General features: G+C 73.3%; 11 protein-coding genes and 2 pseudogenes. 9 read left to right on the top strand and 4 right to left on the bottom strand.

What is annotated here, in order from left to right:
• The first annotated feature begins 120 nt into the window (after positions 1 to 120).
• Positions 121 to 1,692: pseudogene (locus AMY39116_RS43220) on the top strand (tannase/feruloyl esterase family alpha/beta hydrolase).
• A 108-nt stretch (positions 1,693 to 1,800) separates the two neighbouring features.
• Here the strand turns inward: AMY39116_RS43220 and AMY39116_RS43215 are convergent.
• From AMY39116_RS43215 to AMY39116_RS0319330, 3 genes are read right to left on the bottom strand one after another with little or no spacing between them, the layout of a single operon-like run.
• Entirely contained in the window at positions 1,801 to 2,691 is an 891-nt protein-coding gene (locus AMY39116_RS43215) for a ketopantoate reductase family protein (RefSeq protein ID WP_020419288.1), read from the bottom strand.
• Between the two features lie 7 nt (positions 2,692 to 2,698).
• Positions 2,699 to 3,289, bottom strand: coding sequence for a flavoprotein (locus tag AMY39116_RS0319335; protein WP_020419287.1), 591 nt, complete (start codon positions 3,287 to 3,289; stop codon positions 2,699 to 2,701).
• Between the two features lie 40 nt (positions 3,290 to 3,329).
• Positions 3,330 to 4,262: an AraC family transcriptional regulator gene (locus AMY39116_RS0319330; RefSeq protein WP_020419286.1), complete on the bottom strand. Its 933-nt coding sequence runs from the start codon at positions 4,260 to 4,262 to the stop codon at positions 3,330 to 3,332.
• A gap of 46 nt (positions 4,263 to 4,308) precedes the next feature.
• On the opposite strand from AMY39116_RS0319330, the gene AMY39116_RS0319325 reads away from it, so the two are divergent.
• From AMY39116_RS0319325 to AMY39116_RS0319290, 8 genes and pseudogenes are all read left to right on the top strand, one after another.
• Positions 4,309 to 5,346 (top strand): M28 family peptidase, encoded by a 1,038-nt coding sequence (locus tag AMY39116_RS0319325; protein ID WP_020419285.1) that lies wholly within the window; start codon positions 4,309 to 4,311, stop codon positions 5,344 to 5,346.
• Positions 5,343 to 6,032 carry an alpha/beta hydrolase gene (locus AMY39116_RS0319320; RefSeq protein ID WP_020419284.1) on the top strand — a complete coding sequence of 230 codons (690 nt, stop codon included), beginning with the start codon at positions 5,343 to 5,345 and terminating at the stop codon, positions 6,030 to 6,032. The genes AMY39116_RS0319325 and AMY39116_RS0319320 overlap by 4 nt, the downstream gene beginning before the upstream one ends.
• Positions 6,033 to 6,042: 10 nt before the next feature.
• A complete protein-coding gene (gene cseB, locus AMY39116_RS0319315; protein WP_039791646.1) occupies positions 6,043 to 6,717 on the top strand; it encodes a two-component system response regulator CseB in 675 nt (224 codons plus the stop codon).
• On the top strand, positions 6,714 to 7,943 hold the full coding sequence (locus AMY39116_RS0319310; protein WP_020419282.1) for a HAMP domain-containing sensor histidine kinase: 1,230 nt from the start codon (positions 6,714 to 6,716) through the stop codon (positions 7,941 to 7,943). The genes cseB and AMY39116_RS0319310 overlap by 4 nt, the downstream gene beginning before the upstream one ends.
• Before the next feature lie 69 nt (positions 7,944 to 8,012).
• Entirely contained in the window at positions 8,013 to 8,930 is a 918-nt protein-coding gene (locus AMY39116_RS0319305; RefSeq protein WP_051123568.1) for a D-alanyl-D-alanine carboxypeptidase family protein, read from the top strand.
• Positions 8,931 to 9,050: 120 nt separating this feature from the next.
• Positions 9,051 to 9,701 (top strand): hypothetical protein, encoded by a 651-nt coding sequence (locus AMY39116_RS0319300; protein ID WP_157358613.1) that lies wholly within the window; start codon positions 9,051 to 9,053, stop codon positions 9,699 to 9,701.
• Between the two features lie 247 nt (positions 9,702 to 9,948).
• Positions 9,949 to 10,217: pseudogene (locus AMY39116_RS47570) on the top strand (cytochrome P450); the annotation flags it as partial.
• 51 nt (positions 10,218 to 10,268) lie between these two features.
• Positions 10,269 to 11,372 carry an aldo/keto reductase gene (locus tag AMY39116_RS0319290; RefSeq protein WP_020419280.1) on the top strand — a complete coding sequence of 368 codons (1,104 nt, stop codon included), beginning with the start codon at positions 10,269 to 10,271 and terminating at the stop codon, positions 11,370 to 11,372.
• A gap of 10 nt (positions 11,373 to 11,382) precedes the next feature.
• Here the strand turns inward: AMY39116_RS0319290 and AMY39116_RS0319285 are convergent, their stop codons facing one another.
• A complete protein-coding gene (locus AMY39116_RS0319285) occupies positions 11,383 to 11,976 on the bottom strand; it encodes a TetR/AcrR family transcriptional regulator (protein ID WP_020419279.1) in 594 nt (197 codons plus the stop codon).
• Between the last annotated feature and the right edge of the window lie 175 nt (positions 11,977 to 12,151).

Genomic DNA, 12,151 nt, shown 5'->3' with positions numbered 1-12,151 from the left:
GTCCGCGGAACGTCCATCGATCGTCAACTTCCGGTTCCTAGGGTCGGGCCCGGAAGGAAGGTGCCAGAAATGCCTGAAAAACGAAGAGCCAGACGCCTGACCGGGCTACTGGCGGCGGCCATGCCGCTGGCCGCGCTGATCCCCCTCGCCGCGAGCGCGTCGACCCAGCTCGCGCCCGCGCAGGCCGCGACCCCGGCCTGCGCGGCGGTGCCGGTCACCGCGCCGGAGGGCGCGAAGATCGAGTCGGTGCAGGCGGAACACCACGACGGCGGGACCGTCTCGTTCCCCGCCACCCCGCTGGCCCCGGCCAGCGAGATCACCGGGGTGCCGGCGTACTGCTAGATCACCGTGACGGTCACCCACACCGGCAGGGACCACGTCAAGATCGCGGTCGCGCTGCCGGAGACCGGCTGGACCGGCCGCCTGCAGGGCGTCGGCGGCAGCGCCTACGCCGCGGGCAACTTCGGCCCGCCGCTGGTGCAGGCCGTGAAGGACGGCTACACGGGCGTGACCACCGACGCCGGGGTGCGCAGCGAGCTCGACACCAGCTGGGTGGTCACCGCCGACGGCACGGTCGACCAGGCCCTGCTGACCGACTTCGCGTCCCGCTCGGTGCACGAGTCGGCCGTGATCGGCAAGGACGTCGTGCGCGAGCACTACCAGCGCGGCGTGTCGTACGCGTACTGGAACGGCTGCTCGACCGGTGGCCGTCAGGGCTACGAAGAGGCCCAGAAGTACGCGAACGACTTCGACGGCATCCTCGCCAACGCGCCCGCGGTGAACTGGACGCAGTTCGCGGTGGCGACCCTGTGGCCGCAGACCGTGATGAACAACGACCACCACTTCGTCAGCAACTGCGTGCTCGGCGCGTTCCAGCAGGCCGCGATCCAGGCGTGCGATCCCCGTGACGGGGTCACCAACGGCATCATCGACCGGCCGGACGAGTGCGGCTACGACCCGCGCTCGCTCGTCGGCAAGAAGGTGCTCTGCGACGGCCAGGAGGTCACCGTGACCACCGCCGACGCGGACGTCATGCGCAAGATCTGGAACGGCCCGACCGACGAACGCGGACGGTCGTTGTGGTCCGGGCTGCCCAAGGGCGCGGACTACACGTGGCTGGCGGGCACCGCGCCCGGTCCCGACGGGCAGCTGACCGCGCCCGGGTTCCCGGTGGCCGTGCAGTGGGTGCAGGCCTTCCTGGAGAAGCAGCCGGGCTTCGACACGTCGAAGCTGACCTACGCCCAGTACCGCGACCTGTTCCGGCAGTCGGTGCGGGAGTACGACCGGGTCATCGGCACTTCCGACCCGGACCTGTCGGACTTCCGCCGCTCGGGTGGCAAGCTGATCACGTTCGTCGGGACCGCTGACCAGCTGATCCCGCCGGGCGGCACGCTCGCCTACCGCTCGCAGGTCGAGCAGCGGATGGGTGGGGCGGAGCGGGTGAACGACTTCTACCGCCTGTTCCTCGCCCCGGGTGTGCAGCACTGCGGTGGTGGCGCGGGCGCGCAGCCGGTGAACGCGCTGGGCGCGCTGGTCGACTGGGTCGAGCACGGCAAGGCCCCGGCCACGCTGGCCGCGACCACGCTGGACGGTTCGGCGTCGCGGGACCTGTGCCCGTTGCCGCAGGTGTCGCGCTACCAGGGCTACGGTGACCCGGCGCTCGCGTCGAGCTACCGCTGCACGAGGTTCTGAACAGTCGCGTGAAGAACGCCGTCTGCGCCGGGTTTCTCCGGTGCGGACGGCGTTTTCGCGTTCTCAGTGCGGCAGATCGCGCGAGGGGAGCATCGCGCTCCCCACACTTCAGCTCGGCAGGCCACGCAACAGGCGCAGGACCGTGGTGGTCACCGGCGCCGGCACCCGATACTCACCGGCCAGGGTCACGACCGGGCCGAGCAGGCCGTCGTGCTCCAGCGGGCGTCCGGCCTGGCGGTCCTGCAGCATCGAGGTGGTCATGCCGGGGTCCATCCCGCTGATCCACTCGACGATCTCCCTGGCCCGCGCGCCCGTCAGGCCCACCCCGGCCGCCCTGGCGACCGCGGCGGTCTCGGCCGCCAGGTCCATCGCGATGGCACGCAGCGCCGGGTCGCCCAGCATCTCCATGCGCCGCCCGGTCAGCGCGGTGAGCGAGTTGGTCACCACGTTGATGATCAGCTTCTCCCACGACGCGAGCCGGAGGTCGGGGCTGGTCTCGACGATGAGACCGGAACCGTCGTAGAGCCGGGCCACCGCGCGGCCGCCGTCGTCGTCGGGCACCACGATCCCGCGTCCGGTGGTCCGGCTGCGGGTGTGGCCCGGCCCGACGAGCTCGCAGTTGAGCCACGCCAGCGCCGGGACCACCGTCGCGGCGGTCAGCGGGCCCACCCGTTCCCGCTGGTCGATGCCGTTCTGCGCGACGAGGACTCCCCCGTCGGCGGGCAGTTTCGCGAGCCAGTCCGCGGCCGAGGGCGTGGCCCCGATCTTCACGGCCAGCACGGCCCAGCGCACCGGGGGCAGGTCGCCGGGCGTGGCCACCCACTTCACCGGCTCCTCGCGGCTGCCGGTCTCGTCGGTCACCACGAGGCGGTCCACTTCGGACCGTCCGCACACGATCACGGGGTGTCCCGCGCGGGCCAGGTGGTGGCCCAGGAACGTGCCGAGCGCGCCCGCGCCGATCAGCGCGACGGGCTCGGTCGTGTTGATGGTCTTCACCATGCCGACATTAGCCGCGTTCTGTTGACGGCATGTGAACGGACAACCGGTCCCGCACGATCTCGGCGAACCGCGGCGGCGGTGGCGGCGCGGGGCTTTCCACGAACGCGCCGGCGGCGACGTCGTAGCGGGGCGCCGGGACCGGGTCGACGACGATGTGTCCGTCCTGTCGCAACTGTCCCACATTCCGCTGCACTGCCCGGTTTGCCCACATTTCCGCGGACATCGCGGGGAAGAACACGACGGGCGCGGGAGCGGCGGTGATCGCCGCGGTCAGGAGGCTGGGCGCGGCGCCCGTCGCGGCGGCGGACAGCACGTTGGCGGTCGCCGGCAGCACCACCATCAGGTCGTGGCCGGCCGCGAGGGTCTGGTGGTTGTCCCGCGCCCACGTCGTCCGGTCGCCCGCGGTGACGACCTTGTCGGCGAACAACGCGATCGTCGACGCCGGGACGAACTCCGCGGCGGTGTGGGTCATCAGGACCGTGACGCTCCCGGGAAACGAGCCGCGCAACGCGGAGATGTACATCGGCAGCAGGGCGACGGCGGCGGAACCGCTGGCGCCGATCAGCAGGCGCGCGCTGGGGGAAGGGTTCTCGGACATGGGTCCAGTGTGGGCGGTGGCGGCCGGGGCGGGCTGACGATCAGTGCCCGGGTCCGTGACGTCGCGTGCCACGGCGGTACTCGCCCGGGGTGACTCCGGTCAGCACCTTGAACGCGCGGTGCAGCTGGGCCGCTCCGGCGAACCCGGACGCGCCCGCGACGACGTCGAGCGGCCAGGACGGCTTGGCGCGCAACAGCTCCTGGGCGCGGGTGACGCGGAGCCGGCGCAGCTGCGCGCCGAACGACTCGCTGCCCGCCAGCGCGCGGAACAGGGTGCGCCGGGAGACCCCGCACGCCGCCGCCACCGTCTCGGCGTCGAGCCCGGGATCGCCGGCGTGCAGCCGCAGGAATCGCTGGATCCGTTCCCGAACGAACTCCGCGTTGCCGTCCAAATCGGACCCGGCGGCCCAGCCGAGCGCGGTGCCGACCAGACCCAGCGCGTGGGGCACGAGGTCGCGGGCCGCGGGCGCGGCGAGGTCGCCGAGCCCGGAGAGGAACGTCGTCACGACCCCGGCCGGCCCCTTCCCCGGCAGCGCCACCGCGGTGGACGCGCTGAGGTCGCGCCGGGGCAGCTGGGCCTGCGGGATGCGGATCACCAGCTGCGTGAAGGCGCCGGCGAACTCCATCGCGTAGGGCTCGGTGCTGTCGACGAACACCAGCGAACCCGGGTCCAGCACGGCGGCGCGGCCGTGCTGGGTCACCAGGCCGCGCCCGGTGAGCTGGATATTGGCGAGCAGGTACCCGTCGTCCTCGCCCGCGATGAGCGCGCGGTCCCGGCGCACGCTCTGCGGCTGCGCGGCCAGCCGGGACACGCCGATCCCGCCGAGGTCGGTGTGGCTGACGGTGCCGGTGAACCCCTCGTCGGCCAGCGGGTCGACGCGGACCCGGACGAAGGTGGCGCACACGAGGTCGCGCCAGTACCCGGTGGCCTCGCGGGGCTCGACGTCCGAAGTGGACCACGTGACCTGCCGCACAGCCGCTCCCCCCGGGTTTCCGACACCACGACGGTACGCCCGCGCCGTGTACGTGGCGTATACGCGGCACGTCGACCGGACGTCGGCGGCGGCCGGTCAGGCTGGCCGGGTGAAACTGGACGTGAGCGTCGCGCGGCTGACCGCCGACGTGGCGGCGCTGGCCGCGGAGCCGCGTGGTTCCGTCCACGCGCCCGCCGCGATGGACCGCGCCCGCCGCTACGTCGAGGACGAGCTGCGTGCCGCCGGCTGGTCCGTGCGCCGCGACCCGTTCACGGTGCGCTGGCGGTTCGGGGTCAGCGACCGGCCGGGCACGCGCGCGATGCCGCTGAAGGTGCGCCTGCACCGCAGGCTGAGCGGGACCAACCTCATCGCGCGCCTGCCCGGCGCGACCGGCCCGGCGCTGGTCGTCGCCGCGCACCTGGACACCGTGCAGGGCAGTCCGGGCGCGGACGACAACGCGTCCGGGGTCGCCGCCGCGCTGGAGGTCGCGCGGCTGGTGCGCGCGGCCGACGAGCACGCGCCCGTGACGCTGGTCTTCCCCGACATGGAGGAACTCGGGCTGATCGGCGCGAAGGTCGCCGCGCGCCGGCTGACCGGCCTGCGAGCGGTGGTGTGCCTGGAGTCGGTGGGCTACTACTCCGACGTGCCGGGCAGCCAGCGCCTGCCCGGCGGGATGGCGCTGGCCTTTCCCACGGCGGCGGGCGAGGTGCGTTCCCGCGGCCTTCGCGGTGACTTCGCGGCCGTGATCCACCGGCGCTCCTCCGCCGCGCTCGCGCGGGCCTGGCAGACCGCGGCCGCGGCACACGGGCTGCGGTCGGTGCCGCTGCGCGACCCGCGTCCGGACGGCCCGGCCGGCGTGGCACTGGGGGTGCTCGTCCCGGTGCTCAACCACCTCGGCCGCAGCGACCACGCTGCGTTCTGGAACCGCTCGGTGCCGTCGCTGATGGTCACCGACACCGCGAACTTCCGCAACGCCCACTACCACCGTGCCACCGACCGTCCGGACACAGTGGACTACGCCCGTCTCGCCGCGGTGGCCGCGGCGACCGCCCGGATTTGCCTGGAAGAAAGAAGGACGACATGACCGACGGAACACGGAACCTGGTGCTCGTGCACGGGGCTTGGCACGGCCCGTGGTGCTGGGAACTGTTCGTGCCCGAGCTGGAGAGCCGCGGGTGGGCGGTGTCCGCCGTGGACCTGCCGAGCACGTGGGGCGACCCGGCGGCCGGGATGCGCGACGACGCGCGGGCGGTGCGGGACCACCTGGCGGCGATCGACGGCCCGGTGACCGTGCTCGCGCACTCCTACGGCGGCGTCCCGGCCACCGAGGCCGCGGGCCCCACCGTCGAACGGATCATCTACCTCGCGGCGCACATGCTGGCGGAGGGCGAGTCCGTGATCACGCCGCTGGGCGGGCCGTGGTTCCCGGCGGACGCGGACTTCGCACCGGGCCCCGACCCGGAGCAGGCCCTCTACCCCGACGTCCCGGACGACTGGACGCGCAAGGCCGTGGGACTGTTGCGCCCGCAGAGCGCGAGGGCGTTCACCGAGGAGCTGACCCGGGCGTCGTGGCGGACGATCCCGTCGGCCCTGGTCGTCTGCGACGACGACCTGAGCCTGCCCGGGCTGTTCGTCGACCGGGCAATCGCTCAAGGCATGGCGGACGTGGTGCGGCACCTGCCCGGCGGCCACTCCCCGTTCCTGTCCCGGCCCGCCGAACTGGCTGAACTGGTCGGCGAGGTGACGGCGGCCCTGCCAGTCGTGGGGTAACTTGGCGGCGATGTCTGCTCCGGTCTCGGTTCTGCTCGTCGAAGACGACGAGGTCATCCGCAGGGCGCTCACGCTGGCGCTGTCGCGCTACGGCTACGCGGTGACCACCGCCGCGGACGGGCTGACCGGGCTGGAGGTGTTCCGCCGGGAATCACCCGGGCTGGTGCTGCTCGACGTCATGCTGCCGGGCCTGGACGGCATCGGCCTGTGCCGCCGGCTGCGCGAGACCAGCACGGTGCCGATCCTGATGATGTCCGCCCGCGGGGACTCCCTCGACGTGGTGTCCGGTCTGGAGGCCGGGGCCGACGACTACGTGACCAAGCCGGTCGACACCGCGGTGCTGGTCGCCCGTATCCGCTCGGTCCTGCGCCGGGCCGGCTACGAGGCGCCCGGCCCGGCCGGGGTGCTCACGGTCGGCGACCTCACCGTCGACACCGGCGCGCTGGAGGTCACCGTGGCCGGGGAGCCGGTCGCGCTGTCGGCGACCGAGCTGCGGCTGCTGCTGGAGTTCGCCGCGAACGCCGGCCTGGTGCTGGACCGGCCCACCCTGCTGCGCAAGGTCTGGGACTACGGGTGGGACGGCGACAGCCGGGTCGTCGACCTGACCGTGCAGCGGCTGCGCCGCAAGATCGGCGCGGAGCGGATCGAGACCGTCCGCGGCTTCGGCTACAAGATGCGCCCGTGAGCGCGCTGAAAGCCCTGCTGAACTGGCGATCGCTGCGGTGGCAGACCGCAGGGCTGGCGGCGGCCGCGGCGAGCGTGGTCGCCCTCGTGCTCGGCGTGCTGGTGCACCAGAGCGCGACGGCGCGGGCCGAGACGTCGGGCCGCTCGCGTGCGGTGACCGCGTTGCAAGCCCTCACGGACACCTACCTGGCCACCGGGCAGCTGCCCAGCTACGCCGAGGACGCGCCCCCTGCCCTGCGGGAGCTCGCCTTGGCGACCCCGGACGAGGCCGTGACCTGGTACGACACGACCAGGCCCGCGGTGCCGTGGATGTGGGCAGCGCGGGACGCAGGCGGCGACGTGCTCGCCGTCCGCGTCGACATGGGCACCGACGTGCGCAACGTCGCGGCACAGGACCGGTTCGTGGTGAAGACCGCGCTGGTGACGGTCGCCGTGGTAATCGTGGCCGCCGCCCTGCTCAGCGAGCTGGTCAACCGGCGGCTGCGGCGCGTCGCGGGCACCGCCCGCTCCATCGCGGGCGGGGACCTCGACGCCCGCATCAACGCCCGCGGCGGGGACGAGGTCGCCGACATCGGGGCCGCGGTCGACACGATGGCGGCCGCGCTGCAGAACCGCCTGGTCAGCGAGCAGCGGTTCACCGCCGACGTCGCGCACGAGCTGCGCACACCGCTGACCGGTCTGGTCACCGCGGCCGAGCTGCTGCCCGACGGCGAGGCGACCGACCTGGTGCGCGACCGCGTGCGGGTGCTGCGCGGGCTGGTGGAGGACCTGCTGGAGATCTCCCGCCTCGACGCCGGGGCCGAGCGCGCCGAGCTGACCGCGGTGCCGCTGGGCGAACTGGTGGAGCAGACCGTCGCCCGCAGCGGGCTGACCGCGCGCGTCCGAGTCGCCACGGCGCGGGTGGTGTGGACGGATCCGCGGCGGGCGGAACGGATCGTCGCGAACCTGGTGACGAACGCGGTCCGGCACGGCGCCGCCCCGGTGGAGGTCACGGTCGCCGGCACGGTGGTGTGCGTGCGCGACCACGGCCCCGGCTTCCCCGCTGTCCTGCTGGCCGAGGGGCCGCAACGGTTCCGCACCGGGACGGCCGCGCGTGGCCGGGGCCACGGGCTGGGCCTGACGATCGCGCTGGGGCAGGCGCGGGTGATCGGCGCGACGCTGGACTTCGGCGCCGCACCCGGCGGTGGTGCGCTGGCGACGGTGCGGTTTCCGGTGATGCCGGACTGATACCCGGCCGCGCGGTGGCTGATGCACGGCTCCGCCGGTCCGGACACCTTCGGCGTCCACTGTGGGCACATGCGGGTTCTCGGGAAGTGGTGGCTGGCGGCCGTGGTCGCGGCCGTGGTCGCGGTGGTGGCCGGAGTCGTCGTCGTGCTGCGGGTGCACGACGACCCTTCGACGGCGTTCCAGGTGCGGGACGGGGTGCCGTGGCCGGCGGAAGGCCAGGCCGCCGTCGAGGTCGAAGGCGTGGGCAGCCTGGGCGTGTCCGGGGAGCAGACGCCGGTGCCGATCGCCAGTGTCGCCAAGGTGATGACCGCGTACGTGGTGTTGCGCGACCACCCGCTGGCGCCCGGGGACAGCGGTCCGGAGGTCGTCGTCGACCGGCAGGCGGAGGCCGAGGCCGGCAACGACGGCGAGTCGACGGTGTGGGTGGGCGCGGGCACGGAAGTGTCCGAACGGGACCTGCTGTCGCTGATGCTGGTGCCCTCGGGCAACAACATCGCGCGGCTGCTGGCCCGCTGGGACGCCGGGAGTGAGCAGGCGTTCGTGGCGAAGATGAACCGCGCCGCCGCCGAACTCGGGATGGCGGACACCACCTACACCGGCGCGAGCGGGCTGGAGGACTCGACCACGAGCACGGCCGCCGACCAGCTCCGGTTGCTGCGGGAGATCATGCGGGACGAGGTGTTCCGGGCGATCGTCGCGCAGCCGAGCGTCGTGGTGCGGGGTGTGCCGGGCCGCTACGCGAACACGAACACGTTGCTGGGCAAGCACGGCGTGGTCGGGGTGAAGACCGGGTCGAGCACGGCGGCCGGGGGCGCGTTGATGTGGGCGGCGCGGGCGCCGGGAGTGCCGGGGCTGATCCTCGGGGTGGTGCTGGGCCAGGGCGTCGGCGGGCCGCCCGCGGCCGGGCTCGCGACGGCGCTGGCGACGTGTGAACCGCTCGTCGAAGGCGTGCAGGAGGTGCTGGCGCGGTCGGCGCGCGACAGCTGATCCGGCTGCCCCATCGGGCGAGTGTTGCTGCACCAGCGCTTCGCCACCACGTGCCGCGCGCCGGAGGTGGCTAGTTTCGGCGGTGTGGAAGCGAGCGGGCGCGTTGCCGAGAAGAACCGCATGTACGACGAACTGCTCGCCGTGCACACCGTTCTGCGGCGGGCGGCCGCGCTGACCGCCGCCGCGATGTCCCGGCTGGCCACGGGCGAACCGGTCGACGTCGAAACCCTCGTGCGTGTCGCGCACTGGCAGCACGAGTTCCTGCGGCGGCACCGGCGCCACGCGGAGGTGCGGTTCTGGCCGGTGCTGCGCGACCTGTTCCCCGGTGTGGCGCTGAATTCGCTGCGGACGAGCCGGACGGCGCTGGACGCGCAGCTGAGCAGGCTCGTGCAGGCCACCGACGACCTCGAACACGCCCTGATGTTCCCCGCGCCGCACCGCCAGGCCGCGGCGGTGGGCATCGCCGCCGCGCTGGGCGAACCGGCCGCGGCGCGGACGCGGGACCTGCTGATCGCGCACCTCGACCACGAGGAACTCACGCTGTGGGAGGTGTTCCCGAGGATTCCGGCGTACACGATCGAGACACTGCGCCGGGCCGTTGCCGACCTGCCACCGCGGTCGGCGCCCGAGCTGGTGCTCGGCCTGCTGAGCGACCCCCGCCCCGCGCCCGGCGCCGCGGCCGTGCTCGACCACCTGCCCGCGGCGATGCGGCTGGCCCGCCCCGCGATGGTCGAGCGCTACGAGCAGACCAAGCGGGACCTGGCACTGTGACCCGTCCACGGCGCGTCAACCATCCGTCAACGGAGGCGCCCTAGCGTGGCGGAGCACGGTCCCCCAGGCCGGACACGTCTCGCTACCGAGCCCTTGTGGCGAGACACCCACCGGGCCGGAGAACCCCGACGGCGGTCAGAGGGGTTCTCCGGCCCGGTTTTTCTTTGCCGAACGGGAAGAACACGTGAACGCCCCAGAGCGGCCGGCTCACCGCCACCGCGACGAACTCGCTGCGCGACGCCGGGAGGTTCCGGCTGGGCATGCCGATTGGGACGGGGCGCGCTTCGACGACCCGGACCGGCTCGACCTCGCCCGCCGCGCCGGGCACGTCGCCTTCGGGCACCGCATCCACCACTGCCAGGGCGCGCCCCGGCCCGGCTGGAAGGACAGGTCGCGCTCGGCAAGCTGGTCACCCGCTTCCCGGACCTGCGCCTCGACGCCGCCCCGGACGAGCTGACCTGGCGGTTCAGCCTGCTCATGCGCGGTCTGGAGACGCTTCCCGTCCGGCTCGGCTGACGCCGCAGTTCTGTACTTGCGGGTCCATTTTTGCGTCTCCATCCTGGGCTCATGTCACTGGATCAGTACTTCCTCCTCGGCCGGTCGGGCCTGCGCGTCAGCCGCCTGTCGCTGGGGACCATGAACTTCGGCAAGGACGGTTTCCACGCCCCCTACGGCAAGACCGAAGAGGAGGCCCGCCCGATCTTCCGGCGCTACCTGGAGGCGGGCGGCAACTTCGTCGACACCGCGGACTTCTACACCGCGGGCGAGAGCGAGCGGATCCTCGGCAGGCTCATCGCCGAAGCCGGGGCCCGCGACCGGCTCGTGCTCGTCAGCAAGTTCACCAACAGCGTCGACCCGGGCGACCCGAACGCGGGCGGCAACGGGCGCAAGCACATGATCCGGGCGGTGGAAGCCTCGCTGCGCCGCCTCGGCACCGACTACCTCGACCTGTACCTGCTGCACACCTGGGACCGCATCACCCCGGTCGAGGAGGTGCTGCGCACGTTCGACGACCTGACCCGGGCCGGCAAGATCCGGTACGCCGGCCTGTCCGACGTGCCGGCCTGGTACGCCGCCCGCGCGCAGTCGCTCGCCGAGGCGAACTCGCTGGTGCCGCTGATCAACCTGCAGCTGCCGTACTCGCTCGTCGACCGGACGATCGAGACCGAGCACGTGCCCGCGGGGCAGGAACTCGGGATGGGCGTCACGGTGTGGAGCCCGCTCGCGTCCGGGTTCCTGACCGGCAAGTACCGCCGGTCCGACCAGGGCCTGGCCGGCGAGGGCAGGCTCAGCGGCGCGGGCGGCTCCGGTCTGCAATGGACGGACGCGCAGTGGAACGTGCTGGGGCCGCTGGAAACCGTGGCGGAGAAGCTGGGCGTGTCGATGGCTCAGGTGGCGCTCAACTGGGCGGCGACGCAGCCCGGCATCGCGTCGGCCATCGTCGGAGCGAGCAGCACGGCGCAGCTCGACGCGTCGCTGGCGGCTCTCGACTTCGAGATCCCCGCGGAGCTGCGGGCCGACCTGGACGCGGCCAGCGCGGTGCCGCCGGGCAAGCCGTACGTGATGTTCACACCGCAGTACCAGTCGTGGATCGTCAACCCGGGCACGAAGGTGGCGGACAAGCCGGCGGGTTACCGGCCGGACGTCCGCAACTGGGTTCCGGCGGACTGACGCGCCGCGCTCAGGCGGACACCGGCAGACGCAGGTAATCCAGGCACAGGTCCAAAGCGGACTCCAGGTGCGCGGCGGACCCGGTGGACATCAGGATCGTCACCCCGCCCTGGATGGCCGCGATCAGCGCGGCGGCGGCCCGGTCCGGGTCGATGTCACGGCTGATCCGGCCGCTGTCGCGCATCACGGTGATGCCCTGGCGGACCTCGTGCTGCCACTGCTCCAGCAACTGCCGCGTCACGGCCTGCGCGCCGGGGGTCTTCGGGCCGACCTCGGTGATCAGCACGCCGAGCGGGCAGTGGACGCCCTGCCGCTGGTAGCGCTCGACCACCACGTCCCGCCACCGGTGCCACGCCTCCCACGTGGTGAGCTGCCCGAGGTAGGGCTGCTGGTCCTCCAGCACGCGGCCGGCTTCCCACTGTGCCACCGCCAGCAGCAGCTGGTCCTTGCCGTCCGGGAAGTAGTGGAACATCTGGCTCTTGCCGGTGCCGCTGCGCCGCCCGATGTCCTCCAGCGTCGCCGCGGCCACGCCGTGCTCGCGGATCTCCGCCGCGGCGGCCTCGATGATCCGCTGCCGCGTGGCGGCGCCCTTCTTGGTCAGCACCGAACCTCCCGGAGGTGGAAACGCACCTGCGGGTCCAGTATCCCTCCCGGGTGCCGCGGCCGTGCCAGGACCGGACGGGCACCGCACAGCGCCCGAACGGCCGTCGGCCACCCGGCCAGGTGACGCCCGGCCGATCGGCCGATGCGGCGGGGCCGGACCTGGTTGTCTGATGGGC

Source organism: Amycolatopsis sp. ATCC 39116 (assembly GCF_000231075.2).
GTDB classification, from domain to species: domain Bacteria; phylum Actinomycetota; class Actinomycetes; order Mycobacteriales; family Pseudonocardiaceae; genus Amycolatopsis_E; species Amycolatopsis_E tucumanensis.
This window is presented reverse-complemented; position numbering and strand designations above follow the sequence as displayed.